This window comes from Roseobacter sp. CCS2 (assembly GCF_000169435.1).
Lineage (GTDB): Bacteria > Pseudomonadota > Alphaproteobacteria > Rhodobacterales > Rhodobacteraceae > Yoonia.
Window position 1 is genome coordinate 528,792 of the sequence record NZ_AAYB01000002.1, and the last position, 20,374, is coordinate 549,165.

The 20,374-nt window shown below is 55.9% G+C and carries 23 protein-coding genes; 10 read left to right on the forward strand and 13 right to left on the reverse strand.

Annotation, left to right across the window (positions count from 1 at the left end; genetic code table 11):
• Positions 1–18: 18 nt before the first annotated feature.
• Genes RCCS2_RS09270 through RCCS2_RS09290 form a run of 5 tightly spaced genes read right to left on the reverse strand, consistent with a single transcriptional unit; the run spans position 19 to position 5,095 of the window.
• On the reverse strand, positions 19–849 hold the full coding sequence (locus RCCS2_RS09270; protein ID WP_008233589.1) for a TIGR03915 family putative DNA repair protein: 831 nt from the start codon (positions 847–849) through the stop codon (positions 19–21).
• Positions 849–2,084 (reverse strand): putative DNA modification/repair radical SAM protein, encoded by a 1,236-nt coding sequence (locus RCCS2_RS09275; RefSeq protein WP_008233590.1) that lies wholly within the window; start codon positions 2,082–2,084, stop codon positions 849–851. The genes RCCS2_RS09270 and RCCS2_RS09275 overlap by 1 nt, the downstream gene beginning before the upstream one ends.
• A gap of 38 nt (positions 2,085–2,122) precedes the next feature.
• Complete coding sequence (locus tag RCCS2_RS09280) at positions 2,123–3,277, reverse strand: hypothetical protein (protein WP_008233591.1); 1,155 nt, start codon at positions 3,275–3,277, stop codon at positions 2,123–2,125.
• An 8-nt stretch (positions 3,278–3,285) separates the two neighbouring features.
• Positions 3,286–4,071: a glycosyltransferase family 25 protein gene (locus RCCS2_RS09285; RefSeq protein WP_008233592.1), complete on the reverse strand. Its 786-nt coding sequence runs from the start codon at positions 4,069–4,071 to the stop codon at positions 3,286–3,288.
• Positions 4,064–5,095 (reverse strand): N-acetylneuraminate synthase family protein, encoded by a 1,032-nt coding sequence (locus RCCS2_RS09290; protein WP_008233594.1) that lies wholly within the window; start codon positions 5,093–5,095, stop codon positions 4,064–4,066. The genes RCCS2_RS09285 and RCCS2_RS09290 overlap by 8 nt, the downstream gene beginning before the upstream one ends.
• 131 nt (positions 5,096–5,226) lie before the next feature.
• Here RCCS2_RS09290 and RCCS2_RS09295 point away from each other — a divergent pair, with 131 nt between their 5' ends.
• The gene (locus RCCS2_RS09295; RefSeq protein ID WP_037293815.1) at positions 5,227–5,934 is read left to right on the forward strand and encodes a fused DSP-PTPase phosphatase/NAD kinase-like protein; all 708 of its coding nucleotides are present in this window, start codon (positions 5,227–5,229) and stop codon (positions 5,932–5,934) included.
• On the opposite strand, the gene RCCS2_RS09300 is transcribed toward RCCS2_RS09295, so the two are convergent.
• Genes RCCS2_RS09300 through metG form a run of 3 tightly spaced genes read right to left on the reverse strand, consistent with a single transcriptional unit; the run spans position 5,931 to position 9,020 of the window.
• Positions 5,931–6,644 (reverse strand): acylneuraminate cytidylyltransferase family protein, encoded by a 714-nt coding sequence (locus RCCS2_RS09300; protein ID WP_008233597.1) that lies wholly within the window; start codon positions 6,642–6,644, stop codon positions 5,931–5,933. The genes RCCS2_RS09295 and RCCS2_RS09300 overlap by 4 nt on opposite strands.
• 52 nt (positions 6,645–6,696) lie before the next feature.
• The gene (locus RCCS2_RS09305; protein WP_008233599.1) at positions 6,697–7,299 is read right to left on the reverse strand and encodes a YdeI/OmpD-associated family protein; all 603 of its coding nucleotides are present in this window, start codon (positions 7,297–7,299) and stop codon (positions 6,697–6,699) included.
• Between the two features lie 2 nt (positions 7,300–7,301).
• Positions 7,302–9,020, reverse strand: a complete 1,719-nt coding sequence (metG, locus tag RCCS2_RS09310; RefSeq protein ID WP_008233601.1) for a methionine--tRNA ligase — start codon at positions 9,018–9,020, stop codon at positions 7,302–7,304.
• Positions 9,021–9,155: 135 nt separating this feature from the next.
• Between metG and RCCS2_RS09315 the strand changes: the two genes are divergently transcribed.
• Complete coding sequence (locus tag RCCS2_RS09315; protein WP_008233602.1) at positions 9,156–9,620, forward strand: outer membrane protein; 465 nt, start codon at positions 9,156–9,158, stop codon at positions 9,618–9,620.
• Here the strand turns inward: RCCS2_RS09315 and RCCS2_RS09320 are convergent.
• Positions 9,617–10,840: an MFS transporter gene (locus RCCS2_RS09320; protein ID WP_008233603.1), complete on the reverse strand. Its 1,224-nt coding sequence runs from the start codon at positions 10,838–10,840 to the stop codon at positions 9,617–9,619. The two genes, RCCS2_RS09315 and RCCS2_RS09320, sit on opposite strands and share 4 nt — an antisense overlap.
• A 130-nt stretch (positions 10,841–10,970) precedes the next feature.
• On the opposite strand from RCCS2_RS09320, the gene RCCS2_RS09325 reads away from it, so the two are divergent.
• Complete coding sequence (locus RCCS2_RS09325) at positions 10,971–12,014, forward strand: aldo/keto reductase (RefSeq protein WP_008233604.1); 1,044 nt, start codon at positions 10,971–10,973, stop codon at positions 12,012–12,014.
• A gap of 12 nt (positions 12,015–12,026) precedes the next feature.
• On the opposite strand, the gene RCCS2_RS09330 is transcribed toward RCCS2_RS09325, so the two are convergent.
• On the reverse strand, positions 12,027–12,491 hold the full coding sequence (locus tag RCCS2_RS09330; protein WP_008233605.1) for a GNAT family N-acetyltransferase: 465 nt from the start codon (positions 12,489–12,491) through the stop codon (positions 12,027–12,029).
• Between the two features lie 259 nt (positions 12,492–12,750).
• On the opposite strand from RCCS2_RS09330, the gene RCCS2_RS09335 reads away from it, so the two are divergent.
• The 4 genes from RCCS2_RS09335 to RCCS2_RS09350 are packed head-to-tail and all read left to right on the forward strand — an operon-like array spanning position 12,751 to position 15,904.
• Positions 12,751–13,665, forward strand: coding sequence for a 3-keto-5-aminohexanoate cleavage protein (locus RCCS2_RS09335; RefSeq protein ID WP_008233606.1), 915 nt, complete (start codon positions 12,751–12,753; stop codon positions 13,663–13,665).
• Positions 13,662–14,189, forward strand: coding sequence for a lipocalin family protein (locus tag RCCS2_RS09340; protein ID WP_008233607.1), 528 nt, complete (start codon positions 13,662–13,664; stop codon positions 14,187–14,189). Before RCCS2_RS09335 ends, RCCS2_RS09340 begins: the two co-directional genes overlap by 4 nt.
• Positions 14,189–14,440: a hypothetical protein gene (locus tag RCCS2_RS09345; RefSeq protein WP_008233608.1), complete on the forward strand. Its 252-nt coding sequence runs from the start codon at positions 14,189–14,191 to the stop codon at positions 14,438–14,440. Before RCCS2_RS09340 ends, RCCS2_RS09345 begins: the two co-directional genes overlap by 1 nt.
• 3 nt (positions 14,441–14,443) lie before the next feature.
• Positions 14,444–15,904 (forward strand): carnitine 3-dehydrogenase, encoded by a 1,461-nt coding sequence (locus tag RCCS2_RS09350; RefSeq protein WP_008233609.1) that lies wholly within the window; start codon positions 14,444–14,446, stop codon positions 15,902–15,904.
• Here RCCS2_RS09350 and RCCS2_RS09355 read toward each other — a convergent pair.
• Entirely contained in the window at positions 15,901–16,749 is an 849-nt protein-coding gene (locus RCCS2_RS09355; RefSeq protein WP_008233610.1) for a helix-turn-helix domain-containing protein, read from the reverse strand. The two genes, RCCS2_RS09350 and RCCS2_RS09355, sit on opposite strands and share 4 nt — an antisense overlap.
• Positions 16,750–16,844: 95 nt before the next feature.
• Here RCCS2_RS09355 and RCCS2_RS09360 point away from each other — a divergent pair, with 95 nt between their 5' ends.
• Entirely contained in the window at positions 16,845–17,732 is an 888-nt protein-coding gene (locus RCCS2_RS09360; protein ID WP_037293823.1) for a fatty acid desaturase, read from the forward strand.
• A 23-nt stretch (positions 17,733–17,755) separates the two neighbouring features.
• The gene (locus RCCS2_RS09365) at positions 17,756–18,664 is read left to right on the forward strand and encodes a DMT family transporter (RefSeq protein ID WP_008233613.1); all 909 of its coding nucleotides are present in this window, start codon (positions 17,756–17,758) and stop codon (positions 18,662–18,664) included.
• On the opposite strand, the gene RCCS2_RS09370 is transcribed toward RCCS2_RS09365, so the two are convergent.
• Together RCCS2_RS09370 and RCCS2_RS09375 are read right to left on the reverse strand one after the other, a co-directional pair.
• The gene (locus RCCS2_RS09370) at positions 18,661–19,371 is read right to left on the reverse strand and encodes an NUDIX hydrolase (protein WP_008233614.1); all 711 of its coding nucleotides are present in this window, start codon (positions 19,369–19,371) and stop codon (positions 18,661–18,663) included. The two genes, RCCS2_RS09365 and RCCS2_RS09370, sit on opposite strands and share 4 nt — an antisense overlap.
• Entirely contained in the window at positions 19,349–19,738 is a 390-nt protein-coding gene (locus tag RCCS2_RS09375) for a DUF983 domain-containing protein (RefSeq protein ID WP_008233615.1), read from the reverse strand. Before RCCS2_RS09375 ends, RCCS2_RS09370 begins: the two co-directional genes overlap by 23 nt.
• A 179-nt stretch (positions 19,739–19,917) precedes the next feature.
• Here RCCS2_RS09375 and RCCS2_RS09380 point away from each other — a divergent pair, with 179 nt between their 5' ends.
• Positions 19,918–20,361, forward strand: a complete 444-nt coding sequence (locus RCCS2_RS09380) for an EF-hand domain-containing protein (RefSeq protein WP_037293826.1) — start codon at positions 19,918–19,920, stop codon at positions 20,359–20,361.
• The last annotated feature ends 13 nt before the right edge of the window (positions 20,362–20,374 follow it).

Genomic DNA, 20,374 nt, shown 5'->3' on the forward strand with positions numbered 1-20,374 from the left:
TCAAACTGCAACGCTGCCCTATTCCTGATCATCGCGTAGCTGTCGTTTGATTTTCGCCGCCCGTTCCGGCGGCAAGGTCGGCGCGTTATCCCGCATTTGTTGTACCTTTGCCTCGGCCCCGGCGATCAAACCTTGGATATGCTGCGCCTCTGGCAGGTTCTTCCAATATTTCTTGGGCATCTCTGATGTCATCGCGCTGACCTTCAGGCGCGCAGGGTTAAAGATATTACAAAAATAGGTCCCCCACAGCGCCTCTGCCGCGTCCTCGGGCAAGTCGGGCTTGGGTTGACCGGGGTGAAACGAAAGATTGCCGTCGACAAACTGCGCGGTCACATCCGGCGTGGCAATCATCCAATCCATATCGGCAAAGCGGCGGGCAAAGAAGGGGGCGGTCGGTTCAACCGTGTGATGCGTGGGTTCAAACCAGGCAGCAAAGCTGCGCCGCGCGCCGCCTTGGCGCAGGTCACGAAACCGGACAAAGGCTTTCATCTTATGTTTGCAACGATGCACACCCTTTTCCATATGCCGCAGCTTGGCCAAATCGGGGTCAGCCCGATCCTGCATCAACCCGGGTTGATGCCGCAGGCGCCAAAGCAACGCGTAGAGCCGTGCAAAGCGTTGTGGATCTTTGTGCCACACAACCCAATCAGCCATCTGCACAAAGCTTTGCGGGGCTTTGATCCGTCGTGTGAGGGGCGGTAAAGCGGCCGCAGTGGCAAAGAGTTCCCCCATCTCATTGTCGAAATCCCACAAAACGTCATCGGGCGAAACACCTGCACCAATCAGCCGCTTGGCTGCATCGCGCCATGCAATATCCGTGCCAATCCGGGGCAGCGGGACAGTGTACATCAAAACAGGCTCAACTGTTCTGGTGGCGGGGCAAAGCGTGCGCGCAGATTGATGCTGTCGGTCAAACCGCCGGGCGACCAATCCAGCGCGGTGATAAACGCCTGCGCCTTTTTCAGCGATGCACCCATGCGCAACAGATCCTCGTATCGCAAGCGGCGGTGCCGCCGCGTGGACAAAATGCGCCCCACAGTGCGCGTGCCAAACCCGGGGATGCGCAACAGCATTTCCTTACTGGCTTTGTTCACGTCTACCGGAAATTGCGCGCGATTTTGCAGGGCCCACGCCAGCTTTGGATCAACCTCCAGATCAAGGTTGCCATCGGGACGGGCCGCAGTAATTTCATCAACGCCAAAGCCATAAAAACGCAAAAGCCAGTCAGCTTGGTAAAGCCTGTGTTCACGCACCAACGGCGGCTTGATCAAGGGCAGCTTGGCCGTCGCATCTGGAATGGGCGAGAAGGCTGAATAATACACCCGCTTCAGTTTGTAATCGCCATAAAGCTGGGTCGACTGCCCAAGGATTGTTGCATCTGTTGACCCATCGGCCCCGACAATCATCTGGGTTGATTGGCCTGCGGGCACAAAGCGCTTGCCGCGTTTGCCGGTATAGCTGCGCTCACCCGCCATATCCTTGCGCGACTTTACATCACCCATCGCCTTGCGAATGGTTACAGGGTTCTTTTCGGGCGCATAGGCTTTGACGCTATTGTCGGTGGGCAATTCGACGTTGATCGACAAACGATCCGCATATAGTCCCGCTTCTTCGATCAATTCAGGTGCTGCGTCGGGAATAGTTTTGAGGTGAATATAGCCGCGAAAATTCTCGACCTCGCGCAGGCGCTTGGCGATGCGCAGCATGTCTTCCATTGTCTTGTCAGGGGATTGGATGATGCCGGAGGACAGGAAAAGACCTTCGATATAATTGCGCCGATAAAACTCAATCGTCAGCTGTACGACCTCATCCACGGAAAACCGCGCGCGTTGCACGTTCGAGGACACCCGGTTGATGCAATAGGCGCAATCGTAGATGCAGAAATTCGTCATCAGTATTTTAAGCAAACTAATGCAGCGCCCGTCGGGGGCATAGGCATGGCAGATACCCGACCCTTCGGTCGACCCTAGTCCTTTGCCATCACGACTGTCACGGCGGGTCGTCCCGCTGGACGCACAAGAGGCATCATAGCGGGCCGCATCACTGAGAATTGCGAGCTTTTGTGAAAGATCAAGACGGGCCATTTGTTCATGTTATGTTCTCATTCAGTGCTGGGCAAGTCTTATTCTTTGTCTGACGCATGCGAAGGTGTCTCAGTCGTAGGAAAGCTCTTTTGCATGAAGTCTTTGGTGGCTTTATCTTGATGCAGTTTTTCCATCGGTGGCTGCTTGCGCGCGTTCTTCCATAACGTAGAAATTGACCGACAATGATAAAGTGAAAACGCGCGTGATGCCGGAAAAATTCTGCGATTGACCCGCTCTAACGCATGCACACCCCAAGGCATACGACCCAAAAAGCTGTCTGGCACAACACAGTATTTATTTACGCAGCGCGCAGGCGGGTCGGCGGTGTAGATATGATCGGCGTGTTGCACTTTGTTGGCACTTGGTGCGCGATACCGCCATTCACCGTCAAAAGATGTATATTTAAAGATGGATTTTGCAGTCGCGTCAAAGATGCTTTGACCAGAGCGAGAGACGACCAGTTCATCAATATCGCAGATCAGAACGCCACGCGCCTTTTGCAGCCACCTTTCGCGCACAATGTTCAGCAGGGCGCGTTGCAGAAACTTCAAAGCGCCCACTGGCGTTACCGTTGCAGGGTTTGGTCCATATCGCAAAGGGACATCCAACACATCAGCGACCGCGATACCGGGAATCTGTGCAAGCGCTTGCCGCAAATCTTCGCTGCTGTAGGTTTCGCTGTTGTTGTTACTGAGCAAGACAGCATCGACACCGTGATTGCGCTGATGGGCCGTCACCCAGTCGCAAACCCATGACAGATCGTTGTCCTTATTTTGCGCATAAAGAACGTTGCGGCCGCGATAACGCTCCGGGTCAGCTTGGCTGAAGGGGATACTAAGACTGTTTGTACCTGTGGAAAGTTCAAGCGCGACAGGCGGCGCTGCACAGGGGATGGTTACAGTATCATACACACTGAATTGAGTGAGGCGGCCCGCTTTGCGGGGCTGATCGCCGACTGTCCAGCGTGCGTTTTGCAGTATTCCTTTGAAATCGAACCATTTGGGGCAGAAAACCTGCAATTGCTGCCGTTCCGCCGACCAGACCGTATCATAGATGAGCGTATCGTCGTCGTATTGGCGCCAAAAGATCGGATTAAGGACTTCTGCGCCCTTTGGAAGGCCGCGTTTCCCTAGACCAAAAGCCGTGGCTGAAACCGAAGCGAGCTGATGTACTGTACTTTGCAGTTGGGTCATTCGCTGCCTCAGACCAGCTTGCGATTGCTGCGCCACAAACGGCCACGCCGGGCCAGCCAGCCTGCTCTGCGAAAGTAGTTCGCAGCCTTGAGCCGATAGTGAGGCAAGCGCTGATACCATTTGAATTTTTTGACCAGCGCAAAGTTGCTGCCTGTGATTGAACTTTCGTTGCCATCGTCCACATGCGTTGAAAACGGCTCAAGCCCGCATTGGCGAAAGTCATGCAGAAAAAAGCGGTTCAATTCGTGATCAAACGCCCGTGTTTGCGGCCAGAGGTTGGGCAGCACGCGCTGCGCCACATCGCGTTTTATCAAATAGGCTGCGTTACCGGTAAACGGACCGACATAGGCGTTCAGGCTGTAGTCACCAACATATCCCTGACGCACTGGCAATTTGGCGCGAATACAATTGAACCGGACTGTGTCCCAATGATCCGAAGCCTCAAGCGCCAAATCTAGGCTTTGCAAAAAATCATCGTGAAATACAACATCGTCTTCAAGGATGAGTGCCACATCACTATCCGACGCCAGAAACGCTTCCCAAACGGCGATATGGCTGGCGTAACAGCCCATCTTACCCGGCAAAATAGGGCTTCCCATATTCCGGGCATAGGCCGCCGCATCGGCCCTTTTGCTAAGTGTGTCGACCTGCTGCTTTCCATCAATAGCAGGGAAGCGCTGGCAAGGCAGGTCAAGCGGACGTAACTGGTCTTCCATGTGCTGCAATCGGTCGGCGTCGCGATCCAAGTTGATCAGCCAGACACCCAGATCAGCGCGGGTATGGCCCCTAACCATCCAGATCCGTCCACTTCAACTGGGTGTTCCGCGTCACTGCCGCCTTTAGTGTCTTGCCCAAAACCTTGTCAAAATCATAACCCGCAATTTCGCCTGATCCTGGTCTGCGTGCCCAAATGTCAGCCTCAGTAATCACATGGCCTGCGGGCAGGTCACGGTCGGCCACGACGGATGCGCGGGCGAAACGATAGACGTCTTCTTCGGCGCTGGTCCGCTGTTTGGGGTTATGCAGTGCGGTGTGGATTTCGCGGGAACGGTCGATGATATGGCGCAATTCCGAAGGGTCCATAGAGTTGATGATATCGGGACCCTTGCGATAGCGGGTGTCGGTGTAGTGGCGCTCCAGGATGCATGCCCCAAGTGCAACAGAGGCCAGCGCCATCTCTGGGCCGATGGAATGGTCGGAAAAGCCAACAACGGCGTTTGGAAATGCTTCTTTAAGGTCAGTGACACCCTGCAGCGATACGATCTCGGGCGGTGAGGGGTAAAGGTTCGTGCATTCCAGAAGGGCATATTCAATCCCCGCATCATCCAAGATCGCCACAGAGGCGCGAATTGTCTCGATGCTTTGCATGCCTGTGGACATCAGCACTGGTTTGCCCATGCGCGCGATATGGCGGATGAGGGGCAGGTTATCAGCCTCACCCGATCCGATTTTAAAGGCGGGTACATCAAGATCATTCAGAAAATCAGCCGCCGCACGTGAAAACGGGGTCGATATCCAGATCATCCCAAGGCTTTCGGTATAGCGCTTTAGCTCTGCCTCATCCTCCAGCGACAGGGCACATGCCGCCATCACATCCCAGATCGACACATCTGCGTTGGGCGGAAAGATCTGCTTGGCCTCTTCGGTCATTTCGTCTTCGATGATGTGGGTCTGGTGCTTGATCATCTCGCATCCGGCACCTGCCGCCAGACGCACCATTTCCTTGGCGACATCCAGATCACCACCATGGTTGATCCCGATCTCGGCAATCACCAAAGGCGGGTATTCGGGTCCTATCTTGCGGCCAGCGATATCCATGTCGGGTCTCCCGTCTGTATGTTTGGCACGTGTCTATGAGGTTTCAATCGAAGGGGCAATTGGGTCGGTCCCATTGCAATGCGCACCTGCATGGTCCAAGTGACAAAGCCAGACCAACAACCGAGCCTACGATGATCCGCAAGATATTCAGAGCATTGGACCGCAAAGAACGCGAACTGCGTCAGTCGTTCGGTCACGACATCACCGACCCGGTTGAACGCAAGCGATCTTACCAGCATGTGCGGTGGCTGGACCACGGCATATTGCGGACGTTCTGGCACAACTTCGCGCAGATCAGTGACGGGGTCTACCGCTCAAACCATCCTGATCACAAACGGTTCGCGGCCTATGCTGCGATGGGTATCAAAACCGTGCTGAATTTGCGTGGCGTGCACAGGCAGCCACATTATTTGTTCGAGGCCGAAAGCTGCGAACGCTTGAGCCTAAAACTTGTCACCATACATATGTCAGCCAGGGATGCGCCGCGTAAAGAGAAGCTGATCGACGTCATGAACGCCTTTGACACGATGGAGCGTCCGTTCCTTATGCACTGCAAGTCTGGCGCGGATCGGACCGGTCTGGTTGCTGCCTTGTATTTGATGACTAAAGAAGGGCAAAGTGTGGCCGAAGCGCGCAAGCAACTTAGCTTTCGCTACTTACATATCCGGCGATCTTCGACCGGGATTTTGGACCACTTTCTTGACGTTTACGAGGCGCGCAACGCCGAAAGCCCGATTGCCATTCAGGATTGGATCAAGACCGAGTATGATGCCAAGGCCTTGACCGAAAGCTTTGCGGCCAAGCAAGCGGCGCTTAAACCATGGCAAGGCTGGCGCTAGGCCGGGTCACGTACGCCATCCGCAATTTGCTTGCCCAGCAAATACTCAATCACGTCCCAGTCAAACGGACTGTCCACGTCAAGCCCGCGTTCATTGGGTACGATTAACGGGATGACGTGGCCCTCAAACAGTCGCTTTGCCGTCCGCAGGTAAGACGGCTTGACCACATAGACGAGGCCCACGTGATCATAAACCATCGGCGCCTGCTGGCGGGCCACAACACCGTGCGGCAGTGGTTTTGACACCTGCAACGCGCCGTGCGCATCCGTTTCCAGCATGTTGAAATAGGGGTTCTTGCGGCTTTCGCAGCAGGACATCACCATATCGGGCACTTCGGCTTCAAAAAGATCTAAACCTGCATTGATATCTTCGGGCAGACGCAGCGGCGATGTGCAGTCAAGATCAAGAAACGCGTCTGCGGGTCCGGTCTGTTTTTCAACTTCGCGCAATGCATGTTGCCAGACATCCCATTTTGCGGCGGTATCCGTCGCCAGTGCCGCAGGGCGCAGCCCGATATCAAGACAACCCTGCTTAAGACCGTGTTCATACATCTCCGGCGAGTCTGTCGAGACAACGACATGGTCGACCCGGTCGGATGCAATCAGCTGGTCCAAGGACCAATCAATCAGGTGTTTACCATGTAGCATACGAAAGTTCTTGTTCGGCACACCTTTGCTGCCTGCCCGCGCGCCGATATGTCCGATAATCATAAGAAATCTCCCGTTGTCGCCTGTTGAGATGTGACCCAAGGCAAGTGGCGGGTCAAGACTTGCGCCCGCGCCATTGGAACGGGCGTATATTCGCGGCACTTTCGGTCACGATGGTGTCGATCTTGGCTGCCCGCGTCGTTGCGCGTTTGGCGTTCAACAGAATTTCCAATGCTCCGCGCTTTACCGATCTTGGAAAGGCATCCCAATGATCCTGTGCGCCCGGGACCTTGTCAAAAGCGGCTTGTAAGTCTGCAGGGATCACAAGGTTTTCAACATCGTCCAATGCCGTCCAACTGCCGTCTGCCTTGGCACGGTCGATGGCCGCTTGCCCGGCAGGCGCCATACGACCTTCGGCGATCAACCTCGTCACTTTGTCCTTGTTGACCCGGCTCCAGTTCGATCCAGCTTTGCGCGGGCTGAGATAAAGCATCGTTCGCAGGTCATCTTTGGCCCGTGGCAGGCTGTCGACCCAACCGAAACACAGGGCTTCATCGACGACCTCACTCAGCGGCAGATAGCGTGCCGGATCCACCTTTTTGAAGGCGACGACCCAGACCCCGCCAGAGGTGTTGTGATTTTCGACCAGCCAGTCACGCAAGGCTGCACAGGTTTCGACCACAACTTCTGGTGCGTTCTGAAGTGGTGATTTTCCCATCGCTAGCCTGCGTCGCGGGTGCCTGCGAAACGTGCCGCCCATTCTTCGCGTTCGTCGTCGGTGATCTTGCGGAACAGGTTTTCTGGCACGCTGAATGCGTGACCCGCAGGCAGTGCTGCGATTGCCGCAGCCACATCAATCGGCCAACTATCATCATCCGTTTGCATCGCGTCGATCATGGTCTTGGATGCGTCAGGGATAAAGGCGGCGGACAGCACAGCGTAAATCCGGATCAGGTTCAGCGCGAGGCGGACCTGCATTGCCGCTGTCTCCGGATCGGTCTTGAAGGTCGTCCAGGGCGCGTTGGCTTGCAGGTATTCGTTGCCCAACACCCAAATCGCGCGCAACTCGGCAGCAGATTTGCGGACCTCCATTGCGTCCATATGGCCTTCATAGGCGCGGATGCGGGTGGTCAGGTCTGCGATCAACTGTTCTTCAGCCGGGCCATATGCCCCGCCTTCTGGTACTGCTTCACTGAACTTTGAGCGGCAAAACTTAGTGATACGGCTAACAAAATTGCCCAAAACATCGGCCAAGTCCTTATTCACGTCCGTTTGAAAGTTTTCCCACGTGAATTCGGCGTCCGAAGACTCAGGCGCATGCGATAAAAGCCACCAACGCCAATAGTCTGCGGGCAAGAGCTCTAGCGCTTGGTCCATGAACACACCGCGCCCGCGCGACGTGCTGAATTGGCCGCCATCATAGTTGAGGTAGTTGAACGACTTAATGTAATCGACCAGTTTCCACGGTTCTTGACTGCCCAGAATAGTCGCCGGGAAGGACAGCGTATGGAACGGCACATTATCTTTGCCCATGAACTGGGTGTAGGTCACGTCATCCGCGCCTTTGTCTGTCCGCCACCAGCGCGCCCAGTCGGTGCCCTTGCCCGCGTCTTCCCACTCCTGCGCGCAGGCGATGTATTCGATGGGGGCGTCGAACCAGACGTAGAAAACCTTGCCTTCCATACCGGGCCATGTCTGGTCGCCCTGTTTGACCGGAATACCCCAGTCCAGATCACGGGTGATGCCGCGGTCTTGCAGGCCATCCCCGTCGGTCAGCCACTTCTTGGCGATGGAGGTCGTTAGGATCGGCCAATCTGTCTTGCTGTCGATCCACGCGGCCAGATCGTCCTTCAATTCAGACTGGCGCAGGTAGAGGTGTTTCGTCTCTCGCACTTCCAACTCAGTCGAGCCAGAGATCGTGGAATGCGCATCAATCAGATCGGCTGGGTCCAACTGCTTGGTGCAGTTGTCGCATTGATCGCCGCGTGCGCTTTCAAACCCGCAGTTGGGGCAGGTGCCTTCGATATAACGATCAGGCAGGAAACGCCCATCGGCCACGGAATAAACCTGTTCTTCGGTCACTTCCTTGATCAATCCAACATCGGCCAGCCGCATGGCAAAGGCTTGGGTCAGTTTGTGGTTCTGCGGGCTTGACGATCGGCCAAAGTGATCGAAAGACAGGCGGAACCCATCGGCGATCTTGGCCTGTATTCCGTGCATCTCGGCGCAATACTCTGCCACTGGCTTGCTTGCTTTTGCGGCGGCCAATTCAGCGGGGGTGCCATGTTCGTCTGTTGCGCAAAGAAACAGAACCTCGTGTCCGCGCTGGCGCAGATAGCGGGCATAAAGGTCAGCAGGCAATTGGCTGCCCACCAAGTTTCCAAGATGCTTGATCCCGTTGATATACGGAATAGCAGATGTGATCAGATGGCGGGCCATAGCGCAGTTCCTTGCAGATTTGCAGCCTATCTAGCGGGGGTTTGGGTCAGATGCCAGATGTTGCTGACGGACTGGCCTTTATGGCCGCACAAGGCTACATCTGACGTAGCGCACCACGTATTGAGGAGACATCCCATGAAACGTCTGATCCCGGTCATCATCGCAGCAACACTTGGCTCTGCCGCTTTTGCTCAAGAGGCCTATGTCGGGGCTGGTGTCGATTATCACTTTCCACATTCCGGTGATGCACAGACCGTCACGTCAGGCATCGCAGGGCTGGGCTTTGATACAGGGCTTTTCGGCATCGGTGCAGAGGCAGAATATGGTCTGCGGGTTGCAGGCGACAATGACTATGATACCGCCCGTGTGCGCGTTTGGGTCAGCCGCGATTGGGCCGATTACACCTTCCGTTTTGCCGGTGGTGTGACCGAGTATTATTTTGAGGATGACAATGCAGGCGGGTTTAACTTTGGCCTTGGGGCCGAGCGTGAAGTGTCACCAAACCTGACTGTCCGGGGTGAATTGATCCGTGATTTTATGGACAACATCTTTACAGATGCCGTCACAACGACACGCATTGCGGTCCTTTATAATTTCTAGCGTTCGCGGCTGCGACCCAACAAACGCCCGATCCCGAAACTTGTGCGGGGGGCATAGATGTAACGTGTCCTGTCCTCGGGGGCTTTGCGCACCCGCATGCGTGACAGGCCAAAGACAACCAGCAGAACGTGACCGACCGATATGAAATAGAACAGTGCGGCAGGCCCGAAATATCCAATCAGGGTTGACGTGGTGTAGGGGGCCGCAATCGCGCCAACGGCGAAAAAGAACATCAGCGCGGCGGATAGTTCGACACGTTGGTCCGAAGTGGCAAAGTCGTGGGCGTGGGCGGTTGCAACCGAATAGATCGGAAAGGTCGTCAAACCAAACAGGAAGGATGCGGTAAGGATCAACACGGTCCCTTGTCCTGCTGTCGTGACCGTAAATGCACACGACAGGATCGCCGCAATAGAGAGCCAGATCATCACCCAGCGGCGATCATATTTATCCGCAAGCCATCCCACCGGATACTGCGCAATCGCACCGCCCGCCACAAAAGCTGCAAGAAACGAACCGATTTGGTTGGCGGTCAATCCAACCTCTTGCCCATAAATCGGACCAACCATCCGGAACGACGCGCTTGAAAGGGCAGCCACCAAAACGGCCGCAACAGCCAATGGCGAACACGCCCAGGCAAGGGCGGGGCGCAGCCGGGTCGCCTTGGGTGTTTCGGGTTGCGGAACACGGGTCAACGCCAGCGGCAAAAGCGACGCGCAACACAGGATCGTCAGAATATTATATGCGATATAGGTTTCAAGGTCCGCCAAAGCGCCAATCATGAATTGCGCCACGAAAGACGCCCCGGTGTCCGCAATCCGGTAGCTGGCCATGGCACGGCCACGCGTTTCATTGGTGACTTTGGCCTGCAACCATGCCTCGATCACGGTATAACAGCCCGCAACACAAATGCCTGATCCGATGCGAAAAAAGGCCCACATATATGGGTCCGTTGTGACCACATGGGCCGCCAATCCAATCGCACCCATTGCTGTAAAAGTGGCAAAAGCCCGGCTATGACCGACACTGCCCATCAAACGCGGTGCCCACCAGCAACCAATGAAGAAGCCGACAAAATGGGCGGACCCCAAAAAGCCCACCTGGGCCTGCGAAAACCCCAGTGATAACCCCGTCAAAGCATCAAGTGGCCCAACGCCGCCGGATGACAGCTGCAACAATGCAACTGACAAAAACAAGGCAGCAAAGGAGATGATCATCTGCATAATGCGACCTATGCGCCTGCCTGCCCACAGATACTAGGCCATAATCGACAATGATATGTCGTCTTTGCACCCTTGCCCTTGGGCGCTGGCACATTAGGGTCTGCGCGAACACAAAGTTGAGGCAAAACAAATGAAGCAGCTTCCCCTTGGTCGCACCGACATCATGGTCAGTGAATGGTGTCTGGGTACCATGACCTTTGGCAATCAGACGTCAGAGGATGACGCGCACAACCAGATTGATATGTCGCTGGATGCAGGCATTAATTTTCTTGATACTGCCGAGATGTATCCGGTTAACCCGATCCGGGCAGAAACGGTGGGCCTGTCAGAGCAGGTGATCGGAAACTGGATCGCCAAGACGGGCCGCCGGGATGAGATTGTCGTGGCCACCAAAGTATCTGGCAATAATCCCGGCTGGGTGCGTGAAGGGCGCGGTTACGATGGCGCAGTGATCCGCGAAGCCGTTGATACTTCGCTCAAGCGGCTGCAAACGGATGTGATTGACGTCTATCAAATGCATTGGCCGATCCGCGGATCGTATATGTTCCGGCAGAATTGGACTTATGATCCCTCTGGGCAGAACCGTCAGCAGACGATGGACCATATGATGGATGTTCTTGAGGCGCTGGGCGATATGGTCAAAGTGGGCAAAATCCGGGCCATTGGCATGTCAAACGAAAGCGCGTGGGGCATGACCAAATGGATTGATCAGGCCGAGTCGGCAGGCCTGCCGCGGATGGCATCGGTGCAGAACGAGTATTCTTTGCTGTGCCGTCTCTATGACACCGACATGGCGGAAATGGCAGTGAATGAAGATGTGACGCTGTTGTCCTTTTCACCGCTGGCCTGTGGTTTGCTGACCGGCAAATACCAGAATGGTGCGGTGCCAGAGGGCAGCCGGTTGTCGATCAACGGCGATCTGGGCGGGCGGGTCACGGACCGGCTTTGGCCAACGGTGCAGGCATACCTTGATCTGGCGGCCAAACATGGGATCGACCCGGTGCATATGGCGATGGCATGGCAACGGACCCGGCCTTTTGCGGTGTCAGCCATCTTTGGGGCCACAACATCGGATCAGTTGACACAGATATTGGCGGGCAAGGACGTGATGTTGTCAGACGCATTGATTGCCGAGATCGATGCGGTGCATCGTGATCACCCAATGCCCTACTAGGTAAGGTGGACTTCAATCCACCTTACCCGCTGCACACAAAGCGATCTTGAACCGAGGTCCGGGCGCAGTTGTAATCTCTTCCAGGCCCATGGCGCGATACGCTGCAGCAGCCCCCGGATTATCGGGCGATGTCCCGATGACCAACCTGCAAGCACCTTGGCTCTGCGCAAAGGCCTGACAGGCCGCAATCAAGGTCTTTCCAACACCTTTGCCGCGTGCAGGCCCGACAATAAAAAGATGCGCGATGTCATAAAGATCACCACGGTGCATTGGCCGCCAGTGCGATTCAAGCACAGCATAGCCGATGGCATCACCGTTATGGCGGGCTATGAATCCTTTCAAAGGCCCGTTTATGAATTTCTCTTGTGTGTCGGCCAGCCCCATCAGGCAGGTATCGCCATGAAAGGCGCAAAGCTGTCGGATCATCCCCAAAAGATCTGGGATATCCTTGGGTGTCACTTCAGTAATTTTATGCATCGTTCTGTCCTCGCGCTTGACCCGCAAGGACGCACACCAAACCAATCACCCTTGCGGGCGGTAGTTGTTTTCAGATGTCGTCAAAAAAGCCCAGCCGCCGTTATATGGCGCTGGTAAAATAGACCGCTGTGTTCTGTGGCGTCCTGTTCATGACCGTTTGGATGCCAGCAAGCGCCACCCTATGTCAAGAATTCCACCTTGTGTGGTGCGGCGATTTCAGCAAATGTCCGGTCAAACAGCAGCGCAGGAGAGAACGCAGATGCCGCTTGAGATGAACCGCGAGGTCTTTATCACCTGTGCGGTAACGGGCTCTGGGTCCACGCAGGACCGCAGCCCACATGTGCCCCGTTCCCCAAAACAGATTGCCGATAGCGCGATTGATGCGGCCAAGGCTGGGGCGGCTGTGGTGCATTGCCATGTGCGTGATCCGGAAACCGGTGTCCCCTCGCGCGATCTGGCCCTTTACCGCGAAGTGACAGAGCGTATTCGCGATGCAGAGGTTGATGTTGTGCTGAACCTGACCGCTGGTATGGGCGGTGACATTGTTTTTGGCGGTACTGAAGCGCCACTGCCCACAGTCGAAGGGACCGATATGGTCGGTGCGACGGAACGTGTCGCGCATGTCGCCGCATGCCTGCCCGAAATTTGTACGCTGGATTGCGGTACGATGAACTTTGCTGAAGCAGACTATGTGATGACAAACACGCCCGGTATGCTGGTTGCAATGGGGCAGATGATGACCGATCTGGGCGTGAAGCCCGAAATTGAAGCCTTTGACACCGGACACCTGTGGTACGCCAAGCAATTGGTCAAAGACGGTGTGCTGGATAGTCCCGCGCTCGTTCAGCTTTGCATGGGTGTGCCTTGGGGGGCACCAGATGATCTTAATACCTTTATGGCGATGGTTAACAACGTGCCGGATGACTGGACATTCTCGGCCTTTGGTTTGGGGCGCAGCCAAATGCCCTATGTCGCGGCCTCTGTTCTTGCGGGCGGTAATGTGCGGGTTGGTCTGGAAGATAACCTGATGCTGGATCGTGGTGTTTTGACAACCAACGCACAACTGGTTGAACGTGCGGTGGGCATTGTCGAAAACCTTGGCGCCAAGGTGATTGGACCAGAACAGGTGCGTGCAAAGCTGGGTCTGACCAAACGCGCCCCGGTGGCAGCGTGAGGGCGCTCGCGCTGATCCTGCTTTTGGCTGGTTGCACGACATGCGGCAGTGGGGGCCTATTCTCTGTCTACCGCGACACCGATGTCCCGATTGCATCCAAGGCCGTGTTTCAGCCCGAACGCTATTTGGGTGTCTGGCACGAGGTTGCCCGATACCCGGTCCCGTTTCAGGCTGGTTGCGTTGGGGTGACAGCGGAATACGGATTGCGCGATGATGGTTTATTGTCGGTGCTGAACATTTGTCGAGATGCGGCAGGGCGGGAAACGTCGCGCATTGCAGGGACCGCCGAAATTGTAGGGCCAGGCCGGTTGAAGGTTCGCTTTCCGTCGGTGCCTTTCGTCGCGGCAGACTATTGGGTGCTGTGGACTGATGAGGATTACCGCACGGCTGTTGTTGGTGCGCCAAACGGGCGATCAGGGTGGATATTAAATCGTACCCCGGATATTCGTGCCGACCGGTTAGAGGCCGCGCGTGATGTTTTGCAATTCAACGGTTATGATCTTAGCCGACTGAAGGAGTTTTAATGATGAGACGTTTGATTTTAAGCAGTGTTGTGGCTTTGGCTGCATGTGAAGGTGGTGGCATGAACACCGGCGGCGGTATGCGCGAGTTCATGGTAATCGGGGGGCGTATGTCCTTTGAAGATTGTCGTGCTCGTGGTGGCTTGATCATTCGTGATAGCAACACGGCGATGGTCGCATGTGATCCGTCGATCCGACGCACACCTGTACCGGCGGATGAGTTCGACCACCCTGCTGCCAAGCCCGCAGGCTAAGGTATGACGGGGCAAACCGCAGCCATCATTGGCGGTGGCGTGATCGGTGGTGGCTGGGCTGCGCGTTTTCTGCTGATGGGCTGGGACGTGCGCGTCTTTGATCCTGATCCAGAGGCCGCGCGCAAAATCAACGAGGTGCTGGCGAATGCCCGCAGATCCTTGCCCGGACTATCGGATGTGGCGTTGCCACCTGAGGGGCGCCTGAGCTTTCATGAAAACATGTCCGATGCCGTCGCTGATGCCAGCTGGATACAGGAAAGCGTGCCAGAGCGGTTGGAGTTGAAGCGCAAAGTCTATCAGACGCTGCAAGAACACTGCCCGCATGATGCGGTGATCGGTTCATCGACCAGCGGCTTTAAGCCATCCGAACTGCAAGGTTGCGCAACCCGGCCTTCGCAGATTGTTGTCGCCCACCCATTTAATCCTGTCTATCTACTGCCGCTTGTTGAACTGGTACCAAGCGACAAGACCGATCCTGAAATCCTGAACCGCGCAAAAACTATCCTGACGCAGCTTGGCATGCATCCCCTTCATGTCCGCGCCGAAATTGATGCGCATATCGCTGACCGCTTTTTAGAGGCTGTCTGGCGCGAGTCCCTTTGGCTGATCAAAGACGGCATCGCCACAACTGAAGAGATCGACAACGCCATCCGCTATGGCTTTGGTCTGCGCTGGGCGCAGATGGGGCTGTTTGAAACCTATCGCATTGCCGGCGGCGAAGCGGGGATGCGCCACTTTATCGAACAGTTCGGTCCGTGCCTTGAATGGCCATGGACCAAGCTGATGGACGTGCCGGATCTGACCGATGAACTGATTGACGCGGTCGCCGATCAATCCGATGCACAATCCGGGCGGTACACGATCCGCGAGCTGGAGCGTGCACGCGATGATAACCTTGTGTCCATCCTGCGTGGGCTGAAAGCGCAGGATTGGGGCGCGGGTCAGCTGCTGAACGCACAAGACCGACGGATCGAAGGCACGGTCGCCTTACCAGATGACATCAGCCAGCCGATTGTAACCCTGCACCGTGCTGTGCCGCTGGACTGGACCGACTATAATGGCCACATGAACGAGGCGCGGTATTTGCAGGCCTTTGGCGACGCCACCGACCGGATGATGCTGCTTATCGGTTGCGATGCGGACTATATCGCGACAGGCGGCAGTTATTTTACCGCTGAAACGCATATCCGCCACCTGGATGAGGTCCATGCCGGTGCTGTCATTCGGGTCGAAACGCAGGTGCTGAATGGGGCAGGTAAGAAAATGCACCTCTTCCACCGTATGTTTGAAGGGGACCGTGAATTGGCCACAGGTGAACATATGCTGATCCACGTAAGCCTTGAAACACGCAAAGCATCAGATCCGGCCCCGCATTTGGCGACAACACTGATCAAAGTCGCGGATGCCCATGCGGCCTTACCTGCGCCCAAAGGCGCCGGAAATGCGGTTGGCGTGCGGCGCTAGCCCATCTTGGCGATCAGTTGGTCAAAGTAAGTTCCAATATCGCGTTGGCTGATGCTGGCGGCGCGCACCAGTTCGTCAAAATGGGCGGTGATGGCGGCGACACGCTCTGTATCGCGGAAGACCAGATAGTTTTGGCCGATGTAAATCACCGCCAGCAGGGGGCCAAAGATGGTCACAGGGGCAGAGTAAAGCTTGCGTTGATCAAAGAAATGCAACCGAAGCGTTGGATAAAGCTGCGCATGAAGGTCGCGAATTTTTTCTAGCTGAGGCCGACGCAGGGCTGGCGACAGATCGCGGTAATATCCATCACCACGCGCAAAGCTTTCGACTTCGGCCAATGGAATTGCGATTTCATAATCGGATCGCGCGCTGCGCATCCACTCCAGCCGGTCATTGCTGGCCCCCATCGCCTGCTCTGTCGTTTTCCCAAGCGATGGCGCGTATTCCCACCGCAGGATATCATCGGTTTTCAGCATATCCGGCAATGCGGCAGGCACGTGACGAATTTTGTACCCTTCGGCCTCTTGGTGCCATGCAAAGATTTTTTCATCAACCAGCGCGCGTTGGGCTTGGGTCATGGAAATGGCATTTGCCACAAGGTCCTGCGCTTGCTCTGGAAGGTCGGACAACCCAAGCAGCCAATCAGCGCTGACGCCGAGCACGGCTGCACACGCTGCCACCAATTGCCCGTTTGGCAAACGTGCGCCATCGTCCTTGATCAGTTGCGATAGGGTTGACCGATCCACCTGCGCTTGGCGGGCCAGCGCGCTTTGCGTGATCCCCGCCTGCTTCATGCCAGCCTGCAAACGCGCGCGAAAAACTGCTGCGCGTTCTCTTTTGTCCATAATTATCAACATATAGGATTATAATCATATTCTGATGGATTTGTGAACTAGTGTCAGGATGGCGGAAATCGGCCGGGTTGCGTAGTTTCAGCATTATGGGACAGAAAAAAGACGGATCACTCACCAAGACTGAGTGGCCAACGGTTTTACTTATTATTGCGTGTTACGTCGTGTGGGCACTGGCGCTTTGGGTACTGCCGCTTTGGGCTGGCATTCCGACGGCGGCTTTGACCATCGCGCTGCATGCGTCTTTGCAGCATGAGGTTATTCATGGGCACCCGTTCAGCCGTGTCTGGCTTAATGATCTGATCATCTGGCCGCCGCTGGTGCTGTTCATTCCATACATCAGGTACAAGCAAACCCATCTTGCACATCACCATGATGAGGTGATCACGGATCCATTTGATGATCCTGAAAGCAACTATCTGGATGCTGGAAAGTGGGAACATCTGCCACGATCACTGCAAACTATTCTGTTGATGAACAACACAGTGGCCGGACGTCTGACGCTGGGACCACTGATCGGCACAATCGCATTTGCCACCTGTGAATGGCGCAAGCGTGACGCTGAAGTACTGCGCGGCTGGCTGATCCATCTGCCCGCTGTTATTGCCGTACTAATTGTCGTGATAACATCACCGATGCCGCTTTGGGCCTACCTGATCGCGGCATATATTGGCATGTCGATCCTGAAATTGCGCACATTTCTAGAACACCAAGCACATGAACGGGCCAGCGGACGCAGCGTGATTGTCGAGAAAGGGGGTATTTTCGCTTTCCTGTTTCTTAACAACAACCTGCACGTCGTCCACCACATGCATCCGCGCGTGGCGTGGTATGATTTGCCTGCGCTTTATCGGTCGCGCAAGGATCACTATTTGCGGCGCAACGGTGGATATTATTTCGCCTCTTACCGCGAAGTGATCTGCACCTATTTCTGGAAAGCCAAAGATCCTGTCGTGCACCCGCTCTGGCGGCGGTAGCCGATTGCGGGCATAGGGAACAGATGGAACTCTGGATCCCCATCACCATCGGCGCTGCAACCGCGCAAACCTTGCGCTTTATGTTGCAAAAACGGCTAAAGGGGATGGCACTGTCGACGGCGGGGGCGACGTTTGCGCGGTTCATCTATTCATCGCCATTGGTCGCGGTGATCGCGTGTGTTTATGCTGTGACATCGGGGCAGGGGGCACCCGATATTCCTGCCGCATTCTGGCCGTATGCCTTGGCGGGCGGCACATCGCAGATTTTGGCCACCATGTGTGTTGTCGCACTTTTCAGCCATCGCAATTTTGCGGTGGGGATCACGTTCAAAAAGACCGAAGTTTTGCTGAGTGCATTCTTTGGTTTTCTAATCTTGGGCGACACATTCACGACGCTCACGATCCTTGCTATGCTGATTGGCCTCGCTGGTGTGCTTTTGCTTTCGGATCCGCCCGGTGGTGTCGGCCCTTGGCACCAGCGTATCTTCAACCGGGCCACGGCGCTGGGCCTTGGGGCCGGGGTGCTGTTTGGTATTTCCGGCAACGGATATCGCGGCGCGTCGCTGTCATTGGGTGATGGTGATGGTGATGTGTTCTACCGGGCGATTATCACGCTTGCCTTGGTGACAGCATTCCAAACGCTTGCCATGGCGCTGTGGCTGGTATGGCGCGAACGGGGTGAGATCGGGCGGGTCCTGGCGTCTTGGCGCGTTGCTGGGCTGGTCGGGATCACCAGTATGATTGGATCGATCTGCTGGTTTACGGCCTTCACCTTGCAGAACGCAGCCTACGTCAACGCTGTCGGCCAGATTGAATTGCTATTCTCACTGATGGTCGGGGCATTCGTGTTTGGCGAAAAGGTCACGGCGCGCGAATGGCAAGGTTTGGGCTTGTTGACCGCCAGCATCATTATGCTGGTGTTGCTGCTTTAAAGCGGGCTACGCCCATCCAAACGGCTGACCAGATGCGCCTCGTCATCATTGCGAAAGAACGGCACGCTGGCGGTCGGGCCACCGCGTTTGATGTGGCTGAGCAATTCAGCCAGCACGATTTGCGTGATAAAGGGCAGATCGAACTGGCGCGCATCGGCCAAAGGCACCCATTGCAAATGCGCCAACTCATCCTCTGCATTTGAAAAATCGTCGGGATCGGTCTGTAGCTGCGCGACATCCGCCAGAAAAAACCGCGCATCAAAGCGGCGGGGGCGGCCTGCGGGTGTGACCGCGCGAAAGAAAAACTGCAAAGCGGCAGCATTCGGAACATGGCCTGTCGCAGAAAACCCGCGCCATCCCTGCGGGGCGTCAGACCAAGGGCTGGGGTGGCCAAGAACCTGTCCGGTTTCTTCCCAAAGTTCACGAATTGCAGCAGCGGCGAGTGCCGTAGGTGATAAAGCGCTCTCACTCGCCAATCGGGCCTCATCCAATGCGCCAAGCGCAGTCGCGGGCACCATCCCATCATTGGCATCGACCGCACCACCTGGAAAGACAAACTTGCCCGGCATGAACGCAGCACTTGCGCCGCGCTGTCCCATCAGAACCGAAGGTTTTGTCGCGGCATCGCGCAGCACAATGATGGTGGATGCGTCTCTGATCGCCGATTTGTCGATGTGACCCACCTTAGCCGTTGTGGCCGAACCCATGCATCCGGCGCGCCCATTGAATGGCCACAACCATGCCCTTCATACGCGGCAAAAGAAAGAGCGAGAGGGCGACAGCACCAATGGTAAGTGACGTCGCCATAACCCAAGGCTCTGGCCGAAACTGCACCCACATAAAGTGGATTACAAACCCAAGGATGTGACCGACAATAAGGATTGTCAGATAGGCTGGTCCATCGTCAGCGCGGTGATGAAACAGCTCTTCTTCGCAAGACGGGCAGGTATCCGTGACCTTGAGGTACTTTGCAAAAAGCTGGCCCACACCGCAATTGGGGCATTTGCAACGCAGGCCGCGCATGATGGCGGGCTTCGTTGGGCGGTCGTCAATCTGAAAATCTGCGTCGGACATTTGGCAACTCCATCCAATTTATCTGACATGAAGCATCAGAACTGATTTGGGAAGGGGGTGCGCGGAATAGCGGCTATGCAAGAAATTCGAAAAACATGCGACGGAACGTTCAGGCTGCCGCGTTGAAGAAGGGTCAGCGGCGCAGAACCGCTGCGATGAACCGATAAAAGGAAACGAAAATGAAAACGAAGATTTTGATAGCAGCCCTTCTTTCAGGCCTCGTGATGACTGCGGGCGCCGCGCAGGCCCAAGGGCCAAATGAGCGCCCTGATTTTGCAACGCTTGATCTGAATGGCGACGGCGCATTGACGTTGGACGAATTGCAGGCGCAAGGCGAAGCGCGCTTTGCGGCGCAGGATACCAACGGTGACGGCGCATTGTCGGCACAGGAATTGTCCACACGTGCGTCTGATCGCGCAGCAAGCATGATCGCACGCTTTGACCAAAATGGTGACGGGCTGTTGCAGCTGGATGAGATGCCAACACGCGAAGAACGGCGTGCGGCGCAGATGTTTGACAGGGTGGATGCGGATGAAGACGGCGCAATCTCAGCCGATGAGTTTGAGGAAGCCCGCGAACGCCGTGGTGAACGCCGCGGTCCCGGCCGCAAGAACCGGGGCTGATGGTGGCTTGGCA

What these genes read in the sequence shown, in the direction of transcription:
- RCCS2_RS09380 (WP_037293826.1), top strand. Translation starts at nt 19,918, where the DNA reads ATGAAAACGAAGATTTTGATAGCAGCCCTTCTTTCAGGCCTCGTGATG.
- RCCS2_RS09370 (WP_008233614.1), bottom strand. Translation starts at nt 19,371, where the DNA reads ATGGGTTCGGCCACAACGGCTAAGGTGGGTCACATCGACAAATCGGCG.
- RCCS2_RS09300 (WP_008233597.1), bottom strand. Translation starts at nt 6,644, where the DNA reads ATGATTATCGGACATATCGGCGCGCGGGCAGGCAGCAAAGGTGTGCCG.
- RCCS2_RS09320 (WP_008233603.1), bottom strand. Translation starts at nt 10,840, where the DNA reads ATGCAGATGATCATCTCCTTTGCTGCCTTGTTTTTGTCAGTTGCATTG.
- RCCS2_RS09305 (WP_008233599.1), bottom strand. Translation starts at nt 7,299, where the DNA reads ATGGGAAAATCACCACTTCAGAACGCACCAGAAGTTGTGGTCGAAACC.
- RCCS2_RS09345 (WP_008233608.1), top strand. Translation starts at nt 14,189, where the DNA reads ATGATGAGACGTTTGATTTTAAGCAGTGTTGTGGCTTTGGCTGCATGT.
- RCCS2_RS09280 (WP_008233591.1), bottom strand. Translation starts at nt 3,277, where the DNA reads ATGACCCAACTGCAAAGTACAGTACATCAGCTCGCTTCGGTTTCAGCC.
- RCCS2_RS09325 (WP_008233604.1), top strand. Translation starts at nt 10,971, where the DNA reads ATGAAGCAGCTTCCCCTTGGTCGCACCGACATCATGGTCAGTGAATGG.
- RCCS2_RS09315 (WP_008233602.1), top strand. Translation starts at nt 9,156, where the DNA reads ATGAAACGTCTGATCCCGGTCATCATCGCAGCAACACTTGGCTCTGCC.
- RCCS2_RS09360 (WP_037293823.1), top strand. Translation starts at nt 16,845, where the DNA reads ATGGGACAGAAAAAAGACGGATCACTCACCAAGACTGAGTGGCCAACG.
- RCCS2_RS09350 (WP_008233609.1), top strand. Translation starts at nt 14,444, where the DNA reads ATGACGGGGCAAACCGCAGCCATCATTGGCGGTGGCGTGATCGGTGGT.
- RCCS2_RS09365 (WP_008233613.1), top strand. Translation starts at nt 17,756, where the DNA reads ATGGAACTCTGGATCCCCATCACCATCGGCGCTGCAACCGCGCAAACC.
- RCCS2_RS09290 (WP_008233594.1), bottom strand. Translation starts at nt 5,095, where the DNA reads ATGGATATCGCTGGCCGCAAGATAGGACCCGAATACCCGCCTTTGGTG.
- RCCS2_RS09270 (WP_008233589.1), bottom strand. Translation starts at nt 849, where the DNA reads ATGTACACTGTCCCGCTGCCCCGGATTGGCACGGATATTGCATGGCGC.
- RCCS2_RS09355 (WP_008233610.1), bottom strand. Translation starts at nt 16,749, where the DNA reads ATGGACAAAAGAGAACGCGCAGCAGTTTTTCGCGCGCGTTTGCAGGCT.
- RCCS2_RS09275 (WP_008233590.1), bottom strand. Translation starts at nt 2,084, where the DNA reads ATGGCCCGTCTTGATCTTTCACAAAAGCTCGCAATTCTCAGTGATGCG.
- metG (WP_008233601.1), bottom strand. Translation starts at nt 9,020, where the DNA reads ATGGCCCGCCATCTGATCACATCTGCTATTCCGTATATCAACGGGATC.
- RCCS2_RS09330 (WP_008233605.1), bottom strand. Translation starts at nt 12,491, where the DNA reads ATGCATAAAATTACTGAAGTGACACCCAAGGATATCCCAGATCTTTTG.
- RCCS2_RS09285 (WP_008233592.1), bottom strand. Translation starts at nt 4,071, where the DNA reads ATGGTTAGGGGCCATACCCGCGCTGATCTGGGTGTCTGGCTGATCAAC.
- RCCS2_RS09335 (WP_008233606.1), top strand. Translation starts at nt 12,751, where the DNA reads ATGCCGCTTGAGATGAACCGCGAGGTCTTTATCACCTGTGCGGTAACG.
- RCCS2_RS09295 (WP_037293815.1), top strand. Translation starts at nt 5,227, where the DNA reads ATGATCCGCAAGATATTCAGAGCATTGGACCGCAAAGAACGCGAACTG.
- RCCS2_RS09375 (WP_008233615.1), bottom strand. Translation starts at nt 19,738, where the DNA reads ATGTCCGACGCAGATTTTCAGATTGACGACCGCCCAACGAAGCCCGCC.